Below are 19,978 nucleotides of genomic sequence, written 5' to 3'. Positions count from 1 at the left end.
TCGTCCGTTAAATCAGTGACTGCGTTTCAGGGAAGCCGAAACGAATGTTCATGCATTGCACCGCCTGCGACGCAGCACCTTTCAGCAAATTGTCTTCGGCTGCGACCACAATTAAATGCTCGCCCTGTACGGCAAAACCAATATCACAATAAGGCAGGCCAACCACCGCTTTCAACGCCGGAACGCCTTCTTCGTAAACCCGCACCAGCGGTTTGTCGTGATAGGCGTTATGGAACGCTTCCGCGATATCTTCGCGGCTCACGCCTGCTTTCAGGCGGCAGGTAATTGTGGCCAAAATTCCACGCGGGAAACTGCCGAGATGTGGGGTAAAAATCACCGGCGTACCAAGATGCGCCACGATTTCGGGGCGATGACGATGATTAAACAGTCCGTAAGGCTGCAAACTCACTTCGCAAAAGCTGGTGCCCACGTTGGCTTTACGCCCTGCACCGCTCACGCCGCTGGTCGCGTTGATCACTGGCCATTGCGCCTCATTCAGCAGGCCTGCATCCAACAGCGGTTTCAACGCCAGCTGAGATGCCGTTGGGTAACAACCCGGCACGGCGACCAGCTGCGCTTCTTTAATTTTCTCGTGCTGAAACTCAGCCAGGCCGTAAACTGCTTTATCCAGCCAGTCGCCATGCTGATGAGTAAAACCGTAATATTGGGTATAGAAGTTGCCATCGTTAACGCGGAAAGCGCCTGACAAATCGAATACCACGCAGCCGGCCTTAAGAAATTCCGGCGCCAGATCATGGCTAACTTCGTGGGCAGTCGCCAGGAACACCACATCGACTTTATCTGCCCACTCAGCTGCACTGCTGAGCGGTTGCAGCGGCAGATCAACCACACCTTTTAGCTGTGGATGAAGTTCAGATAAGCGCTTTCCGGCGTCAGGGCTTTGCGCTGAAACCGCCAAAGCGGTTATGTTCATATGTGGATGGCGATTCAGGAAGGTGGCAAGCTCTACGCCAGCGTAACCACTGGCACCAACGATCAGCGTATTCAACATCAGGCTGTATACCTTTTTACAGTCACACGTTCCGGGTCGCGGCCTTGCCCCGTTGCCCACGATGTCGTTTGCAGAAAATTTAGGTTCACATGCAGACGACGTTTATGTATTTTTATTCACTATTAATGCATGAATATTGATACATCCTAACTCAAGGACCGTCAACAGTGAAGTCAAAATTACCGCCTTTTATCGAACTGTACCGCCAGTTGATCGCTACGCCATCAATCAGCGCAACCGACGCCGCGCTGGATCAGAGTAATGAAACTTTAATCAATTTGTTGGCCGGCTGGTTCCGTGACCTCGGCTTCAGCGTTGAAGTGCAGCCGGTACCCGGCACGCGCAATAAATTCAACATGCTGGCCCGCACCGGAAATGGCGCTGGCGGGCTGCTGCTCGCCGGTCACACCGACACCGTCCCCTTCGACGATGGGCGCTGGACGCGCGATCCCTTCACGCTAACTGAGCATGACAACAAGCTCTACGGTTTAGGCACTGCCGATATGAAAGGCTTTTTTGCTTTCATTCTCGATACGCTGCGTGATGTGGACGTGACCACTCTAAGCAAACCGCTCTACATTCTGGCCACCGCTGACGAAGAAACCACCATGGCGGGCGCTAAGTATTTTTCTGAGTCGACTCAGTTGCGTCCAGATTGCGCGATCATCGGCGAGCCGACTTCGCTGAAACCCGTACGCGCTCACAAAGGCCATCTTTCCAATGCGATTCGTGTTCAGGGCCAGTCGGGCCACTCCAGCGATCCTTCTCGCGGCGTGAATGCGATTGAGCTGATGCATGATGCCATTGGTCATTTAATGCAGCTGCGTAACACGTTGAAAGAGCGTTATCACCATGACGCATTTGCGATTCCCTATCCAACCATGAACTTTGGCCATATTCATGGTGGTGATGCGGCAAACCGCATTTGTGCCTGCTGTGAACTGCACATGGATATTCGTCCGCTGCCGGGCCTGACACTGAGTGATTTAGACGAATTACTTAACGACGCGCTGGCACCCGTAAGTGCGCGCTGGCCGGGTCGCATTACGGTAGGCGAACTGCATCCGCCGATTCCCGGATATGAGTGCCCTGCCAATCATGAACTGGTGAAAGTGGTGGAAAAATTGCTGGGTACGCCGACTGAAGTGGTGAACTACTGCACCGAAGCGCCTTTTATTCAGCAATTGTGCCCAACCCTGGTTTTAGGCCCAGGATCAATTAATCAGGCACACCAGCCAGATGAATTTATTGATACTGCATTTATTAAGCCGACTCGTGAGTTGATAAATCAGGTCGTGCAGCATTTTTGTCACTGATTAACATCAAATGGGGCATTTCACTGTATTAACAGCAAAATGCCCCGTCATTCTGTGGGATTTAGCAATAAGAATAACTTATCCCGCTTCCTGTCAGTTAAATTCTATGAATTTCCGTCATTTAGCTGCACGTTTGCTTCACTTTAAGTCAATTGACGAATGAAGCATTACGTGGCTAGATAAAAGACGATGTTATGCCCATTGGGTGATTATCCAAACAATTTCAGATTGCAGAAAGGCAGCAACTGAGCGAATCCTCAGAAGCGACACGAGGTTGTGACTGAGAAAAGTAAAAGTTGTCTGCTTTTTTTTGCGGCCTGAAAACGGCTGGGTGTAGAAGTTTATTAAGACGATAAGGGTGTCAGGGTCAAATGAACGAACAATATTCCGCAATGCGAAGTAATGTCAGTATGCTCGGCAAACTGCTCGGGGATACGATTAAGGATGCGCTTGGAGAGAACATCCTCGACCGGGTGGAAACCATCCGCAAACTGTCCAAGTCATCCCGTGCAGGAAATGACACTCATCGCAAGGAACTGCTGAACACGCTGCAAAATTTGTCTAATGACGAACTTCTGCCCGTCGCGCGTGCGTTTAGTCAGTTCCTTAACCTCACCAATGTGGCTGAACAGTATCAAACTATTTCTCACAGCGGCGAAGGGGCGAACCACCCGGAACTGCTGAAAAAAACTTTTGAAAGCCTCAAGCAGCAGAAAGACATTAGCGAAAGCGCTATCCGTGAAGCCATTGAATCGCTGTCGCTGGAATTGGTGCTGACAGCGCATCCAACCGAAATTACGCGCCGCACGCTGATTCATAAGCTGGTGGAAGTGAACAGCTGTTTAAAGCAGCTTGATCACAGCGACATTTCCGATTACGAGCGCAACCAAATCATGCGCCGCCTGCGCCAACTGGTCGCGCAGGCATGGCATACCGATGAAATTCGTAAATATCGCCCAACGCCTATCGATGAGGCCAAATGGGGCTTTGCGGTGGTGGAAAACAGCTTATGGGAAGGCGTACCGGCTTTCCTGCGCGAGTTGAATGAACAGGTTGAAGAAGCGTTCGGCATCAAACTTCCGGTGGATTTTGTGCCGGTGCAGTTTACGTCGTGGATGGGTGGCGATCGTGATGGTAACCCTAACGTTACCGCCGCAATTACGCGTCATGCCATGCAGCTAAGTCGCTGGAAAGCTGCGGATCTGTTCCTGCGTGATATTGGTGTGCTGATTTCCGAACTGTCGATGTCAGAATGCAGCGATGAAGTGCGCGACCTGTGCGGCGATCCCGAAGCGATTGAGCCCTATCGCATGATTCTGAAGCGCATCCGCAGCCAGCTGATGTCGACGCAATCCTTTCTTGAACGTCGCCTGAAAGGCGAACGACTGCCGCGCCCGGCTGATTTGCTGGTTTCCAACGATCAACTCTGGCAACCGCTGTTCGCCATTTATCAATCGCTACAGCAATGCGGCATGGGCATTATCGCCAACGGTCAGTTGCTGGATACGCTGCGCCGCGTGAAATGTTTTGGCGTGCCGCTGGTACGTATCGATCTGCGTCAGGAAAGCACGCGCCACACTGAAGCGATTGCTGAAGTTACGCGCTACCTCGGCCTTGGTGATTATGAAAATTGGTCAGAAGCGGACAAACAAGCGTTCCTGATCCGTGAACTCAACTCCAAGCGTCCGCTGCTGCCACGAAGCTGGGAGCCAAGTGACGACACGCGTGAAGTGCTGGAAACCTGCCGCGTTGCCGCTGAAGCGCCGCAAGGTTCCATTGCTGCTTACGTGATTTCAATGGCGAAAACGCCCTCTGACGTGCTGGCCGTGCATCTTCTGTTGAAGGAAGCGGGTATCAATTACGCCATGCCGGTTGCACCGCTGTTTGAAACGCTTGATGACCTGAATAACGCCAATGATGTCATGAGCCAACTGCTCAGCATTGACTGGTATCGCGGCTTCATTCAGGGCAAGCAGATGGTGATGATTGGTTATTCCGACTCGGCGAAAGATGCCGGCGTAATGGCCGCCAGCTGGGCGCAATATCAGGCGCAAGATGCCTTAATCAAAACCTGTGAAAAAGCCGGCATTTCGCTGACGCTGTTCCACGGACGCGGCGGCACGATTGGCCGTGGTGGTGCACCAGCGCATGCTGCCTTGCTGTCACAGCCGCCGGGCAGCCTGAAAGGTGGCCTGCGCGTGACTGAACAGGGCGAGATGATCCGTTTTAAATACGGTTTGCCGGAAGTGACTATCGCCAGTCTTTCGCTCTACACCGGTGCCATTCTGGAAGCGAACCTGATGCCGCCGCCAGAACCAAAAACGGAGTGGCGTAACATTATGAATCAGCTCTCTGCTGACTCTTGCGCCATGTACCGCGGTTACGTGCGGGAAAACCCAGATTTTGTCCCGTACTTCCGTTCGGCAACACCGGAACAAGAATTGGGCAAGCTGCCGCTGGGTTCGCGCCCGGCGAAACGCCGTCCAACCGGCGGCGTCGAGTCGCTGCGTGCAATTCCATGGATTTTTGCCTGGACACAGAACCGCTTGATGCTACCCGCCTGGCTGGGTGCTGGCGCGGCGCTGCAACAGGCGATGGAAGCGGGCCATCAAGATCAGCTGGAAGCGATGTGCCGTGACTGGCCTTTCTTCTCAACGCGTCTCGGCATGTTGGAAATGGTGTTCTCTAAAGCTGACTTATGGCTGGCGGAATATTACGATCAACGTCTGGTCGACAAATCGCTGTGGCCGCTGGGTAAACAGCTGCGCGATCAACTCGATTCTGATATCAAAGCGGTGCTGACCATCGCCAACGATGCGCATCTGATGGCGGACCAACCGTGGATTGCCGAATCTATTGCGCTGCGTAACGTCTACACCGATCCACTCAACGTCCTGCAAGCTGAACTGCTACATCGCTCACGTGCGCAGGAAGCGCGCGGTGATGAATCAGATGCTCGCGTTGAACAGGCGTTAATGGTGACTATTGCAGGTGTGGCGGCAGGTATGCGCAATACCGGTTAATGATGATGGAACGGGGATTGCGATTCGTCGCTCCCCTTCTTCGCTATTCCCTCTTGTAGGTAATCTGCTGAGATTAAGAAACAAAAAAGCCGGGCAATCTTATTGCCCGGCTTTTTTATAACAGAAAAGTTATACCGCGATGGCTGGACGCACACCCAAGGTATGGCAGATCGCATAACTCATTTCGGCACGGTTCAGCGTATAGAAGTGGAAATCTTTCACGCCTTCGCGTGACAAGATCTTCACCATGTCCATGGCGATGTTGGCACCCACCATTTTGCGCGTTTCAGCGTCATCCTCCAGACCCGCAAACATGGCACTCATCCATCCCGGTACACGCACGTTAGTCATCGTGGCGAAACGCTGTAACTGCTTGAAGTTAGAAACAGGCAGAATGCCCGGTACGATTTCAACGTCAATACCGGTTGATACGCAGCGGTCGCGGAAGCGCAGATAACTTTCAACGTCGAAGAAAAATTGCGTAATCGCACGGTTCGCACCCGCATCGATTTTACGCTTCAGGTTGATCAAATCAGCCTGCGCACTCTTGGCTTCCGGATGCACTTCCGGGTAAGCCGCAACAGAAATATCGAAATCACCGACTTCTTTTAGCAGCGATACCAGATCGCAGCCATACATTTCTGGCTTGCCACCGCCAGGCGGCAGGTCACCGCGCAATGCCACAATATGACGAATACCGTTGTTCCAGTAATCCTGCGCAATAGCGCGTAACTCATCACGCGTAGCATCAACGCAAGTCAGATGCGGGGCCGCTTCCAGGCCGGTGCGATCTTTGATGCCTTTAATAATGCTGTGAGTACGATCGCGTTCGCCCGAATTCGCGCCATACGTTACCGAAACGAATTTCGGTTTCAAGCTGCTCAGACGATCGATAGAGTTCCACAGCGTCTCTTCCATTTCGCTGGTACGAGGCGGAAAGAATTCAAAAGAGACATTAATTTGCCCGTTCAGCTCTGCCAGGCTTTGATTTAGCGCTTCGCGCTGATTGGCATGAAAGAAACTCATCCTGCTACCTCATCGATCACTTCGGTTAACTATCGGACTGCGAACATCCATACGTTTAGACGTCCAGATGCTCAAAATGAACGATTCCTGGCGAAGCGTCAACTTATAAATGATTTAAAACGGTGACAAATATTCAAACAACATGAGTGAAATTCATCTGGAGGCGGCAACATGAAGTGAAGGCAGGCGACGAATGCGCCTGCCTTAAAGATTAAAGCAGTTGAGAAAGGCGGTTGATATCAGACTGAATTGCGCCAGCAGTAACGTCGCGTCCCGCGCCGGGTCCACGAATCACCAGCGGATTATCACGATACCAGCGACTTTCGATGGCAAAGACATTGTCACATGGCAGCAGCGAAGCCAGCGGATGCTCTGGGCGCACCGCTTCGACGCCCACGCGCGCCTTGCCATTCGCGTCGAAACGCGCCACATAGCGCAGCACTAAACCCATCTCCTGTGCGGCTTCAAACCGCTGCAGCATCTGCTCATTCAGTTCTTCGCCATTCTCAAAGAAATGGTCGATTGAATCTTTTTCACAGTTGCGCGGCACCAGGGACTCCACTCGAACCTGATCGGGTTCGATGTTATACCCCGCTTCGCGCGCCAGAATCACCAGTTTGCGCATCACGTCCTGACCAGAAAGATCAACGCGTGGATCGGGTTCGGTTAAACCTTGCTGCCAGGCCTGATCCACCAGATCGGTAAACGGAACCGTGCCGTCAAACTGCAGAAACAGCCAGGACAGGGTGCCAGAGAAGATACCGCTTATCGATAAAATAGTATCGCCGCTGTCGCGCAAGTCGCGCACCGTATAGTTAATCGGTAAACCCGCGCCGACAGTCGCGTTGTAAAGCCAGTGGCGACCCGTTTTGGTAAAAGCATCACGAATTTGACGCCAAGTTTGACTGTCAGATGCACCTGCCACTTTGTTTGCGCTAATCACGTGAAAACCGTGGCTGGCAAAATCAAGATACTGCTGCGCCAACGGTATGCTGGCGGTGACATCTAACACCACCAAGTCATCAAACGGGTGCGCGCGCATCCACAAGAATAAGGACTCTTCATCGCGCTCTTCCGCTTCGTCGTCAAAGAAAGCCAATGCGCGGCTGGCATCAAGCCCTTCATAACTCAGCAGGCTGCGGCGGCTGTCTGCCACTCCCGCCAAAACAAATTCAAAGCCGGTACGCGCAGAAAGCGTTTCTTGATCGCGCGCGAACAACTCTAGCCAGCGTGAACCGATATTACCTTTACCAAACAAAATCAGGCCGATGCGTTTCTCTGCTCTAAACAGCGACTGATGCAGGCCTTGGATCAGATGTTGGGTTGGGCCCACGCGCAATACCGCAACCACACTGATGTGATCTTCTGATTGCCAGACGAATTCAACCGGCTGATCTTTCAGTTGCTGCCAGAAGCGATGCGTATGCAGCGGGTTACGCGTCACGCCTGCGCCTACCAACGCCACCAATGCTAAGCCATCACGCAGCTGCAAATGCCCCGGTAAACCGGCATCTTGCAAAAGCATAAAGGCGCTACTGACCACTTCTGAGGTATAGCAAAGCTGTAACAGCTGACGATCGGGATGCACACCAACCGCCAACGGGCGCAATTGTGCACGCTTCAGCAGCAGATCGATTTCTTTGTGCAGAATGGCAAAATCATGTTGTTCTGGCAGTTGAATTTCAACCAAACAAACATCGTCATGGCTGGTGACAATACGAGCACCCGTGCCGGATGCCAGCACGCGCTCAATACGTGTGGAACCTTGTTCGGGTTGATAGCTACAGCGCAATTGCAGGTCGATATCGCTACCGGAAACGGGCTGCAAGGTGCGAGTGTGCAATACCGGCGCGGCAAGACGTGCCAATTCGCTGGCTTCATCGAGACGTAACAGCGGCAGCAAGCAGGCATCAGAAACTTTACGAGGATCCGCACTGTAAACACCGGCGACATCGCTCCAGATGGTGACGCGACCCACACCCGCTAGCGCACCGATTTGGGTGGCGGAATAGTCGGAGCCGTTACGGCCCAGCAGCACCGTTTCACCCGCCTCGTTACGACAGATAAACCCGGTCACGACGATGCGCTTATGCGGATGCTGCGCCAGCAACGATTGCAGCAGCGGCCACGATTTACCTTCATCTACTTGCGGTTGTGCTGCACGCTCTGCACGCAGAAAATCACGCGCATCCAGCCAGCAGGCTTCAATGTCATGCTGACTCAGCACCGCCGCCATTAACCGCGCTGACCAAACTTCACCGTGGCCCACTACTTCTGCGTAGACCGCTTCGGTGATGTTGCCATCCAGCAGCCCGGCGAGTTTTTCTAAATCACGAATGAACCGGGTAATAAGGGATGCGGCAATTTCAACAGGCAGCAGCGCGCTAATCAGTTCGCTTTGATAACGTCGTAAAGCCTGTTGCACTTGATGCGCCGACAGCCGATCGCTTTGGCTCAGCTTCAGCCAACTGATCAACTGGTTGGTGGTTGAACCTGCCGCCGAAACCACCATCAAGTCGCCCGCCTGGCTGTAGTCCGCCATAATATTGGCTACACGCTGATAGCAACGCGCATCCGCCAGGCTACTGCCACCAAATTTGTGCAACTGCTTACTGTTCGGCGTTCCCGCGCCTGCTGAAATCGTCATGCTTAACCCTCGGCAGCGATCCGGAATGCATTATCCAAATCGGCGATTAAATCTTCGTGATCCTCGATACCCACAGAAACACGCAGCAGCGTTTCGGAAATACCCGCTGCTGCACGCGCTTCCGCTGACATGCCGGCGTGCGTCATGGTCGCGGTGTGAGAAATTAAACTTTCTACGCCGCCAAGTGATTCTGCCAGCGTAAACAACTGTAATGCTTTTAGAAAACGGCGCAGCAATACTTCGTCACCGTCAATTTCAAAACTTAGCATGGCGCCAAAACCGCGCTGTTGACGTACCGCATGTTCGTGCCCGGCGTTTTCCGGCAGCGAAGGATGATACAGCTTTTTCACTAATTTCTGTTGCTTTAGGTAATCAACAATTGCGAGTGCATTACGTTGTGCCGCAGCAATGCGTGGCGATAATGTGCGCAGGCCACGCAATAATAAATAGCTGTCAAAAGCAGCGCCGGTAACGCCAATATTGTTCGCCCACCAGGCAAGATCGGTTGCCAGTTGTGGCTCTTTGGCAATCACCGCGCCCGCCACCACATCGGAGTGGCCATTCAGGTATTTAGTACAGGAATGCACCACCAAATCTGCGCCCAACGCCAACGGATTTTGTAATGCAGGACTCAGGAAGGTGTTATCGACTACGCTGAGGGCACCCGCTTCACGCGCGGCTTCGCAAATAGCAGCAATATCGACCACGCGCAGCAGCGGGTTGCTCGGGCTTTCTATCAGCACCAGTTTCGGTTTTTCATCCAGCGCAGCCTGTAAGGCGGCTTTATCGCCTTGATCAACAAACTTCACGCGATAAGCACCGCGTTTGCTCAGGCTATCGAACAAGCGGTAGCTGCCACCGTAACAATCGTGTGGTGCGACTAACAGATCGCCTGGCTTCAGGAACACCGTTGTCACCAAATGAATCGCTGACATACCGGTATTGGTTAATACCGCGCCTGCGCCCCCTTCCAGTTCGGCTAACGCGCGCTGCACTACATCACGCGTAGGATTTCCACGGCGTGAATAGTCGTGAGCGCGTGGCTCGTTAAAATCAAGGAAGTTATAAGTGCTGGAGAGGTGAATCGGGGGGACAACGCAGCCATATTGCTCGTCATCATTCAAACCGCTGCGAACTGCGATGGTTGCCTGTTTACGCGTCATGGTGCTAACTGTTCCTGAAGTGTGGAATAAGAAGGCAACAGGATAGCACTCCTTAATTAGACGTCAATACATCTGGACATCTAAATGTCTTTGCGTATAGATTGAGCAAAATCGCAATACTCGCTAAAATTACGCGTCATTGCCTGGCGTTCAAGATTGATTTACACCGGTTGAACGGAGAAAAACCCGCCATTAAGGGGTCAGGCATTAAAAAATCAGGCATAATTCACTGATTTCCTAACATTTAACTTTTATTGATTAAGGTAACCCATGGCTGAATGGAACGGCGAATATATCAGCCCGTACGCTGAGCACGGTAAAAAGAGTGAACAGGTTAAAAAGATTACAGTGTCTATCCCGTTGAGCGTGCTGAAGATTCTGACGGATGAACGTACCCGTCGTCAGGTAAATAACCTGCGTCACGCCACCAATAGTGAACTGCTGTGCGAAGCCTTTTTACATGCCTTTACCGGGCAACCGCTGCCGGACGACGTGGATTTGCGCAAAGAACGCAGTGATGAAATTCCAGAAGAAGCGAAAAAGATCATGCGCGATATGGGTATCAATCCAGACACCTGGGAATACTAAATCGTTACGCATAAAAAAACCCAGCCGAAGCTGGGTTTTTTCTTGCCGTCGAATCGAACAGATTCGAATGCCGTAATCTTATTTTTTGCTGCCTGGTACGCTGAAGCGCTTGTTAAAGCGGTCAACACGTCCACCAGTGGTCACTTCACGCTGCTTACCGGTATAGAACGGGTGGCATTGGCCACAAACGTCCAGGTTCAGCTCGTGAGTCAGCGTAGAACGGGTGTGGATCACGTTACCGCAAGTACAGTTGATGGTAACTGCTTCGTATTTTGGGTGAATACCTTTTTTCATGGGAAACCTCATTTAAGGCCGTGTCGCTCTCCGCGCCAGGTTTTAAACCCGCGCAGCACCACACGCTGTTGAACAATTAATGGTGTACCCCGACGAGTACTTTCTCATCGAAGGCGGCATATTATACAGAACATTATGACTTGCTGCAAATATCACCTGATATACCCGCCTAATCTCCCAGCTGGTACACTACGTTCCCTCAATGATTGAACCGGAAAGAGATTGCTATGCCCGTTGTTCAGGTTGCCCTGCCCGTTCCTTTACCCCGCCTGTTTGATTATCTGCCGCCGCAAGGTACGCAGCCCGTCATCGGTGGGCGGGTGAGCGTGCCGTTTGGCAATCGGAAAATGATTGGCATCGTAGTCGCGCTGCGTGAAACCAGCGATCTGCCTGAAGCACAATTGAAAAAAGTGGCGGAGGTGTTGGATAGCGAATCGCTGTTCCCGCCTTCCTTATGGCGCATCCTTAACTGGGCGGCAGGATATTATCATTCTCCGCTCGGTGAAGTATTAAGCCATGCGCTGCCGGTTTTGCTGCGTCAGGGCAAGCCTGCACAGGAGACGCCGCTGTGGCAATGGCAACTCACTGAACAAGGTCGTGCAACATCGCCCGAAAGCCTGAAGCGTGCGCCAAAACAGCAGCAGGCGCTGGCGTCTTTACGCCAAAAACCGCTTTATCGTCATCAGGTCAGTGAACACGATCTGACTGATGCCGTGTTGCAGGCCTTACGCGCTAAAGGATTGTGTGATTTGCATGAGCACCAGCCGCAAATGCGGGACTGGCGTGAAAGCTTTGCCATTAAAGGTGAACGTCTGCGGCTTAATACCGATCAGGCCACCGCCGTTGGCGCTATACGTGGCGAAGATGAACACTACGCTGCCTGGTTATTGGCGGGTATTACCGGCTCCGGTAAAACGGAAGTTTATCTCAGCATATTGGAAAACGTACTGGCACGCGGCAAGCAGGCGCTGGTGCTGGTGCCGGAAATCGGTTTAACACCCCAAACCATTGCCCGCTTTCGTGAGCGTTTTGACGCGCCAATTGACGTCCTGCATTCCGCCCTGAATGACAGCGAGCGTCTGGCAGTGTGGTTGCGCGCACGCAGTGGCGAGACGGCGATTGTGATTGGCACGCGCTCGGCGCTGTTTACGCCATTGGCCAGGCCGGGTGTGATCATTATTGATGAAGAGCACGACAGTTCCTATAAACAGCAAGAAGGCTGGCGTTATCAGGCGCGTGATTTAGCGGTATTTCGCGCCCATGAAGAAGATATTCCGATTGTCATGGGTTCCGCGACGCCCGCGCTGGAAACGCTGCACAACGTGCGTAACGGTAAATATCGTCAGCTTGATTTAACCAAGCGCGCCGGTAATGCCAAACCTGCACTGCAGCAGTTGATCGATTTAAAAGGCGTGCAACTGATTGGCGGGCTGTCGCCTGCGCTGATTGGTAAAATGCGCCAGCATCTTCAGGCCAATAATCAGGTTTTACTTTTTTTAAATCGACGCGGCTTTTCGCCCGCCCTTTTGTGTCACGACTGCGGCTGGATTGCGGAATGCCAGCGCTGCGACCGTTATTACACGTTGCATCAGCATCAGCGCCAATTGCGTTGTCACCACTGCGACAGCCAGCGCCCGCTGCCCAATCAATGTCCACAATGTGGATCGACCCATTTGATGCCGGTTGGTGTCGGTACTGAACAGCTTGAACAGCAGCTTAGCTCGCTGTTCCCGGGCGTTGCGATTTCGCGTATTGATCGTGATACCACCAGCCGCAAAGGGGCGTTAGAGCAACATCTTGCCGATGTGCATCGAGGTGGCGCACGCATTCTGGTCGGCACACAAATGCTGGCTAAAGGGCATCACTTCCCAGACGTCACACTGGTCTCGCTGTTGGATGTCGATGGTGCGCTGTTCTCAGCCGATTTTCGTGCCGCCGAACGCTTTGCTCAGCTTTATACCCAAGTCGCCGGGCGTGCCGGTCGCGCAGGCAAACAGGGCGAAGTGCTGCTGCAAACTCACCATCCAGAGCATCCGCTGCTGCAAATTTTGCTGCATCAAGGCTATTTTGCTTTTGCCCAGCAGACGCTTCTTGAGCGCCAGTCGGTATTTCTGCCCCCGTGGACCAGCCATGCGCTGTTCCGCGCGGAAGATCATGACAATCAACAGGCTGCTGAATTTCTCCAGCAGTTGCGAAATTTGCTGGAAGCCAGCCCGTTAAATGATAAATCGACGTGGTTGATGGGGCCGCTGCCGGCGCTGCAACCTAAACGCAGCGGACGCTGGCGCTGGCAGCTGTTAGTGCAGCATCCTTCGCGCAAGCGTTTACAGCAGTTGCTAAGCAGTTCAATGCCGCTGATTTCCACTTTACCCGCTGGCCGCAAAGTAAAATGGACGCTGGATATCGACCCAACGGAAAGCTAAGCCGCGCAGGTCTGCGAGCCAGATCGAAAAAAGTCGCATAAGTCACAATTTTTATGCAAATTAAGTAACAACCTGGCCGGGCAATCGTTAACAATATTGCCCGGCTTGCTTTTCAGGCCAGACCAAATAAACATTCGAACGCGCATAACGCGTCAGGAGCATGTGTTGGAGCAGAATCAACAACAGCCCGCCGCCACTATGAAAGATGTGGCTGAAAAAGCGGGTGTCTCGACCGCTACCGTTTCGCGCGCGCTAATGAACCCGGAAAAAGTCTCCGCAGCGACCCGACAGAAAGTTGAGCAAGCTGTCATTGCTGTTGGCTATGCGCCACATGGCTTAACGCGCAACGCCCGCCGTGGTGAAACACAAACCATTTTGGTGATTGTGCCCGATATCTGTGATCCCTTTTTCAGTGAGATCATTCGGGGCGTAGAAGTGACCGCTGCGCAAGAAGGATATCTGGTACTGATTGGCGACTGCGCGCATCAAAATCAGCAAGAAAAAACCTTTATGAATTTGATGGTGACACGCCAAATCGACGGGATGGTGCTGCTCGGTTCACAGTTGCCGTTTGATGCCAGCCTCGAAGAACAACGCAACTTACCGCCGATGGTGATGGCCAATGAGTTTGCGCCTGAGATGTCGCTGCCCACCGTTCATATTGATAACCTGACCGCCGCTTTCGAGGCCGTAAATCATCTGTTGCAGCTCGGCCATAAGCAGATTGCCTGCATCGCCGGACCTGAAACCATGCCGCTGTGCCAGTATCGTCTGCAAGGCTATGTTCAGGCGATGCGTCGCAGCGGACTCACGGTTGATCCCACCTATATTGTGCGTGGTGACTTCACTTTTGAAGCGGGCGTCGCCGCGATGAATCAATTGTTGGCGCTGCCGCAGCCACCTCGTGCGCTGTTCTGTCACAGCGATATTATGGCGCTCGGTGCCATTAATCAGGCAAAACGCATGGGATTACGCGTTCCTGAAGATCTTTCGGTCGTGGGATTTGATGATATTGAATTGTCACGCTATTGCGAACCGCCGCTAACGACAGTGACGCAGCCGCGTTACCAAATAGGTCGGGAAGCGATGCTGTTGCTGCTTGCGGAGTTGCAAGGTAAGCGGGTGAGCAACGGCTCGCGCTTGCTAGATGCCGAATTAGCCATACGAGGCAGCACGGCATCCAGCAAAAAGCGTGAAAAATAAGCGCAATCTCCGTTCATTTTCAGTAGATTCTTAAGGCGAACATCGCTGGTCAAAGTACCTACCCTTAAGTAACATGGCGGGCTCCTTGCCGGGCAGAGTAAAAGCAGCAAAATTGCCCATTTGGCATTATTTTTTTGAAGGGTATCAGAACGAGAGTGGCACAAAAAGATTATGTAGGCCGCGGGCGTTCAACAGGGACGCGTCGCAAAAAAAGCCCCAGTCGTGGCAAGAAAAGCAGCAAAGGCGGATCGGGCGCATCGAAATTGATGATTGTACTGGCGGTTGCGGTGTTGGTGACCTTTGCCGGTGGTTTATGGTTCCTCGCGCATCACAAGAAAGAAGACGCGCCGGTAATTACGGATCATAAAGCCAACGGCAATGGCTTACCGCCAAAGCCTGAAGAGCGCTGGAAGTACATCAAAGAGCTGGAAAATCGTCAGGTAACGATGCCTACGCCAATTGAGCCGTCTTCAGGCGGCGAAGTGAAGTCGCAAACGCAACTGACGGATGAGCAGCGCCAGCTACTGGAACAGATGCAGGCTGACATGCGCCAGCAACCTACCCAGCTGAACGAAGTGCCGTGGAATGAGCAAACGCCAGCACAGCGTCAGGTTACGCTGCAACATCAGCAGCAGCTACAGCAAATCCAGCGTCAACAACAACAAGTTCAGCAGCAACAGCAGCGCCAACAGCAACAACTTCAGCAGCAACAGCAGCGTCAACAGCAACAACTTCAGCAGCAAGCTCAACAGCGCCAGCAGCAGGAGAGCGTGCAGCGTCAGGCACAACAAGCTCCTGTTACGCGTGAGCCCGCCGCGCAGCCGAAACCGCAAGAGGCCGCGAAGCCTAAGCCAACAGAAAAAGCGGCTTCACAGCGCTGGATGGTGCAGTGTGGTTCGTTCAAAGGAACCGATCAGGCTGAATCTGTACGTGCTGGCTTAGCCTTTGAAGGTTTTGAAAGTCGTATCACGACAGGTGGCGGTTGGAATCGCGTGGTTATCGGACCTTATAAGGATCGGGCAACCGCGGATAGCACACTCAAACGTCTGCGCAGTTCTGGACACTCAAGCTGTATTCCGCTCGCTGTCGGGGGTTGAAACCCGCTAAACCCGCCCCATATCTGTTTGCATGATACTCCGCGCCTTGTGCGCGGAGCTTTTTTCCGACTGCAATAAGGGGTCTGCCCGTGACAACAATAGTAAGTGTACGACGCAACGGCCAGGTAGTGATTGGCGGTGATGGCCAGGCTACTCTCGGCAATACCGTAATGAAAGGCAACGTTAAAAAAGTGCGTCGTCTTTACAACGATAAAGTGATCGCCGGTTTCGCTGGCGGTACAGCAGATGCCTTCACCCTGTTTGAACTCTTCGAACGTAAACTGGAAATGCACCAAGGCCATTTGGTCAAAGCTGCCGTTGAGCTGGCGAAAGACTGGCGCACCGATCGCATGCTGCGCCGCCTTGAAGCGCTGCTGGCCGTCGCGGATGAGTCTGCGTCGCTGATTATCAGCGGTAACGGTGATGTGATTCAGCCAGAAAATGACTTGATCGCAATCGGTTCTGGCGGTCCTTTCGCTCAAGCTGCGGCCCGTGCGATGCTGGAAAACACGGAGCTGAGCGCGCGAGACATCGTAGAGAAATCGCTGAATATCGCGGGTGATATCTGCATTTATACTAACCATAACGTTAATTTCGAAGAATTACCGTCCAAGGCGTAAGGATTTTAACCATGTCTGAGATGACCCCACGCGAGATTGTCAGCGAACTTAATCGCTTTATCATCGGCCAGGACAGCGCTAAGCGTGCCGTGGCTATTGCACTGCGTAACCGCTGGCGCCGTATGCAGCTTGACGAAGAGCTGCGTCATGAAGTCACACCAAAAAATATTCTGATGATCGGCCCAACGGGTGTCGGTAAAACCGAGATCGCACGTCGTCTGGCAAAACTCGCCAATGCGCCGTTCATTAAAGTAGAAGCCACTAAGTTCACCGAAGTGGGCTATGTCGGCAAAGAAGTGGATTCAATTATCCGCGACCTGACCGACTCAGCCATCAAAATGGTGCGCAGCCAGGCGATTGAAAAGAACAAATATCGCGCGGAAGAGATGGCGGAAGATCGTATTCTCGACGTACTGATTCCACCGGCGAAAAATAACTGGGGCCAGTCTGAGCAAAGCAGCGAACCGTCTGCGGCGCGTCAGTCATTCCGCAAAAAACTGCGTGAAGGCCAGTTGGATGATAAAGAGATTGAAATTGATCTCGCGGCCAGCTCAGCCGGTGTAGAGATCATGGCACCGCCGGGCATGGAAGAGATGACCAGCCAGCTGCAGTCAATGTTCCAGAACATTGGTGGTCAGAAGCAGAAGCCACGCAAGCTGAAGATCAAAGAAGCGATGAAGCTGCTGGTGGAAGAAGAAGCCGCTAAGCTGGTGAATCCAGAAGAATTAAAGCAGGATGCCATTGAAGCTGTTGAGCAACACGGCATCGTGTTTATCGATGAGATCGATAAAATCTGTAAGCGTGGCGGTCAGAATGCCGGCGGCCCAGACGTATCACGTGAAGGCGTACAGCGCGACCTGCTGCCGCTGGTAGAAGGTTGTACCGTTTCGACTAAACACGGCATGGTAAAAACTGACCATATCCTGTTTATCGCATCAGGTGCATTCCAGGTTGCCAGCCCGTCCGATCTGATTCCAGAATTGCAGGGTCGTTTACCAATTCGCGTTGAATTGCAGGCGCTGACGGTGAATGACTTCGAGCGCATTCTGACTGAACCCAATGCGTCCATCACCGTGCAGTACAAGGCGCTGATGAACACAGAAGGTGTGACAATTCACTTCACCGACGACGGTATTCGTCGCATCGCTGAAGCGGCGTGGCAGGTTAACGAAACCACCGAGAACATCGGTGCGCGCCGTTTACATACCGTGCTGGAGCGCTTAATGGAAGATGTCTCTTATGACGCCAGCGATCGCAGCGGTGAATCAGTGACAATCGATGCCGAATACGTTGGTCAGCATTTGGATCAGCTGGTCGCGGACGAAGATTTAAGCCGCTTTATTCTCTAAAGCGTTTAGTCCAATACTCATTCAAAGCCCAGCCATCCGGTTGGGCTTTTTTCTGCATACTGCTGATGCATCGCCCTTTTCATCCGGTGATGATTTTGCCAACAATCCGTAGAAAGCGATATACTTACCGCTCCTGTGGCAAACAGACGAAACCCTTATGAAATACGATACATCTGAACTCTGCGACATCTACCATGAAGAAGTGAATGTTGTTGAACCGCTTTTTTCAAACTTTGGTGGGCGCACCTCATTCGGTGGTCAGATTACCACAGTGAAATGTTTTGAAGACAACGGCTTGCTTTACGATCTGTTGGAAGAAAATGGTCGCGGTCGTGTACTGTTGATAGACGGCGGCGGCTCAGTACGTCGCGCCTTAGTCGATGCGCAACTGGCGCGTTTAGCGGCGCAAAACGAGTGGGAAGGCATCGTGATTTACGGTTCGGTTCGCCAGGTTGATGAGCTGGAAGAACTGGAGATTGGCATTCAGGCTATTGCTGCGATTCCAGCAGGTGCGGCGGGAGAAGGCGTTGGCGAAAGCGATGTGCGCGTCAATTTTGGTGGCGTGACCTTCTTTTCTGGCGACCATCTCTATGCTGATAACACCGGTATCATTCTCTCCGAAGATCCGCTGGATATAGAATAAGTCCAGAAACGAAAACGGGTGCCAGCGGCACCCGTTTTACGTATCAGCGGAGGTTTAAACCTCTTCCATTTTTCCCAGCAGCGCGCGCAGGCGTTCTTGCCAGACATGCTGCTCCTCTTTCAGATGCTGATTTTCGCGCACCAGCGCATCTTGATTGCCAGCAGCTTGCTGCGCATCGTTACGCAGGTTGTTGTTCTGCTCTTTCAGCTCTTCGATTTCCATCTGCAGCAGAGTGATGGTATCAATCGCCTGCTGTACTTTCGCTTCCAGTTTCTCAAAAACTTCAAATGACATCTTTCTGACCTCTCCTAAATCTTGCAAGGCGTTGATGATGCCAGCTTAAGCACAGAATGCTTCAGCCAGCAACGATGTTTCGATTGTATGTAGCCTCACCGCGCAAGTCCAGCAGCGCTGCCTTTTACGGCGCAGTCTGTAACACTTTTCAGCTTAACCCTAAGAATCGTGCCGTTTCGTCTTTGCGCGATCGCGCTCACCATTCCAGAACGCGCATATGATGATTAAGGAAAGCAAAAACACGCGAAAACGCGCATTTTTATGACACAGCACACAAAAATCGATTTCGCTATTTCTCGTTTATGTTCGTTAACGATAAATTTACAACAGCCCTACAATAGAGCTGGGTGACTCATGGATTGAGAACAAAAACTGATAAAATTTAACCTCGCTTCAGGAACAACATTATGAGTCAAACAACTAACACGCTCAAAGGTCAGTGTATTGCCGAGTTTATCGGAACCGGGTTAATCATTTTTTTTGGTGCAGGCTGTGTGGCAGCGCTAAAACTCGCCGGTGCCGAGTTCGGTCAGTGGGAAATTTGTATCATCTGGGGTTTAGGCGTTTCCATGGCAGCGTATCTCACTGCTGGCGTATCTGGTGCGCATCTAAATCCTGCTATCACTATCGCGCTTTGCCTGTTTGCTAATTTTGAAGGGCGTAAAGTGGTGCCCTACATCGTGGCGCAGATCGCTGGCGCTTTCTGCGCAGCAGCGCTGGTGTACGGCTTGTACTACAACCTGTTCTTAGATTATGAATCTAGCCACCAGATGGTGCGCGGCACAGTTGAAAGCCTGGATTTAGCCGGCATTTTCTCAACCTACCCAAATCCGCATATCAGCGTGGGTCAGGCATTTTTGGTTGAGATGGTGATTACGGCGGTATTGATGGCCGTAATCATGGGCCTCACCGATGACGGTAACGGCCTGCCACGCGGTCCATTGGCTCCTCTGCTGATTGGCCTTCTGGTTGCTATTATTGGTGGCGCGATGGGTCCATTAACCGGTTTCGCCTTAAACCCGGCACGTGATTTCGGACCGAAGCTCTTCGCTTGGTTAGCAGGCTGGGGTAACGTGGCCTTTACCGGCGGTCGTGATATTCCTTATTTCCTCGTGCCGATTTTTGGCCCGATTGTAGGTGCTTGTTTGGGTGCTTTTGGTTATCGCGCTCTGATTGGCCGCCATTTGCCTGGCGCAGTACAAGAACCTGCCAGCACAACAACAGAAAAACCGGTCGCACGCGCTCAGCAGCGTAAAGCGTAAGTTTCACCTTTATCATCA

Annotated in this window: 16 protein-coding genes; 10 read left to right on the top strand and 6 right to left on the bottom strand. The window is 52.4% G+C overall.

Features of this window, described 5'->3' with window-relative positions; genetic code table 11:
* Positions 1-7 precede the first annotated feature (7 nt).
* Positions 8-1,012, bottom strand: coding sequence for an N-acetyl-gamma-glutamyl-phosphate reductase (gene argC / locus MUG06_RS21730; RefSeq protein ID WP_243080010.1), 1,005 nt, complete (start codon positions 1,010-1,012; stop codon positions 8-10).
* A 167-nt stretch (positions 1,013-1,179) separates the two neighbouring features.
* Here argC and argE point away from each other — a divergent pair, with 167 nt between their 5' ends.
* The gene (gene argE, locus MUG06_RS21725) at positions 1,180-2,328 is read left to right on the top strand and encodes an acetylornithine deacetylase (RefSeq protein ID WP_243080009.1); all 1,149 of its coding nucleotides are present in this window, start codon (positions 1,180-1,182) and stop codon (positions 2,326-2,328) included.
* A 371-nt stretch (positions 2,329-2,699) separates the two neighbouring features.
* Positions 2,700-5,351 (top strand): phosphoenolpyruvate carboxylase, encoded by a 2,652-nt coding sequence (ppc, locus tag MUG06_RS21720; RefSeq protein ID WP_243080008.1) that lies wholly within the window; start codon positions 2,700-2,702, stop codon positions 5,349-5,351.
* A gap of 129 nt (positions 5,352-5,480) precedes the next feature.
* Here ppc and metF read toward each other — a convergent pair whose 3' ends face one another.
* The 3 genes from metF to metB all read right to left on the bottom strand — a co-directional run bounded on the left by metF (position 5,481) and on the right by metB (position 10,187).
* Positions 5,481-6,377 carry a methylenetetrahydrofolate reductase gene (gene metF, locus MUG06_RS21715; protein ID WP_215848187.1) on the bottom strand — a complete coding sequence of 299 codons (897 nt, stop codon included), beginning with the start codon at positions 6,375-6,377 and terminating at the stop codon, positions 5,481-5,483.
* A gap of 211 nt (positions 6,378-6,588) precedes the next feature.
* Positions 6,589-9,024: a bifunctional aspartate kinase/homoserine dehydrogenase II gene (locus MUG06_RS21710; RefSeq protein WP_243080007.1), complete on the bottom strand. Its 2,436-nt coding sequence runs from the start codon at positions 9,022-9,024 to the stop codon at positions 6,589-6,591.
* A 2-nt stretch (positions 9,025-9,026) separates the two neighbouring features.
* Positions 9,027-10,187 carry a cystathionine gamma-synthase gene (metB, locus tag MUG06_RS21705; RefSeq protein WP_243080006.1) on the bottom strand — a complete coding sequence of 387 codons (1,161 nt, stop codon included), beginning with the start codon at positions 10,185-10,187 and terminating at the stop codon, positions 9,027-9,029.
* A 270-nt stretch (positions 10,188-10,457) separates the two neighbouring features.
* Between metB and metJ the strand changes: the two genes are divergently transcribed.
* The gene (metJ, locus tag MUG06_RS21700; RefSeq protein WP_215848185.1) at positions 10,458-10,775 is read left to right on the top strand and encodes a met regulon transcriptional regulator MetJ; all 318 of its coding nucleotides are present in this window, start codon (positions 10,458-10,460) and stop codon (positions 10,773-10,775) included.
* 78 nt (positions 10,776-10,853) lie between these two features.
* On the opposite strand, the gene rpmE is transcribed toward metJ, so the two are convergent.
* The gene (gene rpmE, locus MUG06_RS21695; protein WP_215848184.1) at positions 10,854-11,069 is read right to left on the bottom strand and encodes a 50S ribosomal protein L31; all 216 of its coding nucleotides are present in this window, start codon (positions 11,067-11,069) and stop codon (positions 10,854-10,856) included.
* 227 nt (positions 11,070-11,296) lie between these two features.
* Between rpmE and priA the strand changes: the two genes are divergently transcribed.
* The 6 genes from priA to rraA all read left to right on the top strand — a co-directional run bounded on the left by priA (position 11,297) and on the right by rraA (position 18,404).
* The gene (gene priA, locus MUG06_RS21690; protein ID WP_243080005.1) at positions 11,297-13,492 is read left to right on the top strand and encodes a primosomal protein N'; all 2,196 of its coding nucleotides are present in this window, start codon (positions 11,297-11,299) and stop codon (positions 13,490-13,492) included.
* Between the two features lie 165 nt (positions 13,493-13,657).
* Complete coding sequence (gene cytR, locus MUG06_RS21685; RefSeq protein ID WP_243080004.1) at positions 13,658-14,695, top strand: DNA-binding transcriptional regulator CytR; 1,038 nt, start codon at positions 13,658-13,660, stop codon at positions 14,693-14,695.
* Positions 14,696-14,850: 155 nt separating this feature from the next.
* Positions 14,851-15,792 (top strand): cell division protein FtsN, encoded by a 942-nt coding sequence (ftsN, locus tag MUG06_RS21680; RefSeq protein WP_243080003.1) that lies wholly within the window; start codon positions 14,851-14,853, stop codon positions 15,790-15,792.
* 89 nt (positions 15,793-15,881) lie between these two features.
* A complete protein-coding gene (hslV, locus tag MUG06_RS21675) occupies positions 15,882-16,412 on the top strand; it encodes an ATP-dependent protease subunit HslV (RefSeq protein ID WP_215848181.1) in 531 nt (176 codons plus the stop codon).
* Positions 16,413-16,423: 11 nt separating this feature from the next.
* Positions 16,424-17,761 carry an HslU--HslV peptidase ATPase subunit gene (hslU, locus tag MUG06_RS21670; RefSeq protein WP_215848180.1) on the top strand — a complete coding sequence of 446 codons (1,338 nt, stop codon included), beginning with the start codon at positions 16,424-16,426 and terminating at the stop codon, positions 17,759-17,761.
* A 157-nt stretch (positions 17,762-17,918) separates the two neighbouring features.
* Positions 17,919-18,404 carry a ribonuclease E activity regulator RraA gene (gene rraA / locus MUG06_RS21665; RefSeq protein ID WP_215848179.1) on the top strand — a complete coding sequence of 162 codons (486 nt, stop codon included), beginning with the start codon at positions 17,919-17,921 and terminating at the stop codon, positions 18,402-18,404.
* Between the two features lie 54 nt (positions 18,405-18,458).
* On the opposite strand, the gene zapB is transcribed toward rraA, so the two are convergent.
* On the bottom strand, positions 18,459-18,698 hold the full coding sequence (gene zapB / locus MUG06_RS21660) for a cell division protein ZapB (protein ID WP_193406104.1): 240 nt from the start codon (positions 18,696-18,698) through the stop codon (positions 18,459-18,461).
* A 407-nt stretch (positions 18,699-19,105) separates the two neighbouring features.
* Between zapB and MUG06_RS21655 the strand changes: the two genes are divergently transcribed.
* Entirely contained in the window at positions 19,106-19,960 is an 855-nt protein-coding gene (locus MUG06_RS21655; protein ID WP_243080002.1) for an MIP/aquaporin family protein, read from the top strand.
* Positions 19,961-19,978: the final 18 nt, after the last annotated feature.

It is taken from the genome of Pantoea sp. MQR6, assembly GCF_022761075.1.
GTDB lineage: Bacteria > Pseudomonadota > Gammaproteobacteria > Enterobacterales > Enterobacteriaceae > Pantoea > Pantoea phytostimulans.
This window is presented reverse-complemented; position numbering and strand designations above follow the sequence as displayed.

Coding starts and splice junctions, on each gene's coding strand:
- argC (WP_243080010.1), bottom strand. CDS start 1,012: ATGTTGAATACGCTGATCGTTGGTGCCAGTGGTTACGCTGGCGTAGAG.
- ppc (WP_243080008.1), top strand. CDS start 2,700: ATGAACGAACAATATTCCGCAATGCGAAGTAATGTCAGTATGCTCGGC.
- metF (WP_215848187.1), bottom strand. CDS start 6,377: ATGAGTTTCTTTCATGCCAATCAGCGCGAAGCGCTAAATCAAAGCCTG.
- MUG06_RS21710 (WP_243080007.1), bottom strand. CDS start 9,024: ATGACGATTTCAGCAGGCGCGGGAACGCCGAACAGTAAGCAGTTGCAC.
- metB (WP_243080006.1), bottom strand. CDS start 10,187: ATGACGCGTAAACAGGCAACCATCGCAGTTCGCAGCGGTTTGAATGAT.
- metJ (WP_215848185.1), top strand. CDS start 10,458: ATGGCTGAATGGAACGGCGAATATATCAGCCCGTACGCTGAGCACGGT.
- rpmE (WP_215848184.1), bottom strand. CDS start 11,069: ATGAAAAAAGGTATTCACCCAAAATACGAAGCAGTTACCATCAACTGT.
- priA (WP_243080005.1), top strand. CDS start 11,297: ATGCCCGTTGTTCAGGTTGCCCTGCCCGTTCCTTTACCCCGCCTGTTT.
- hslU (WP_215848180.1), top strand. CDS start 16,424: ATGTCTGAGATGACCCCACGCGAGATTGTCAGCGAACTTAATCGCTTT.
- rraA (WP_215848179.1), top strand. CDS start 17,919: ATGAAATACGATACATCTGAACTCTGCGACATCTACCATGAAGAAGTG.
- zapB (WP_193406104.1), bottom strand. CDS start 18,698: ATGTCATTTGAAGTTTTTGAGAAACTGGAAGCGAAAGTACAGCAGGCG.
- MUG06_RS21655 (WP_243080002.1), top strand. CDS start 19,106: ATGAGTCAAACAACTAACACGCTCAAAGGTCAGTGTATTGCCGAGTTT.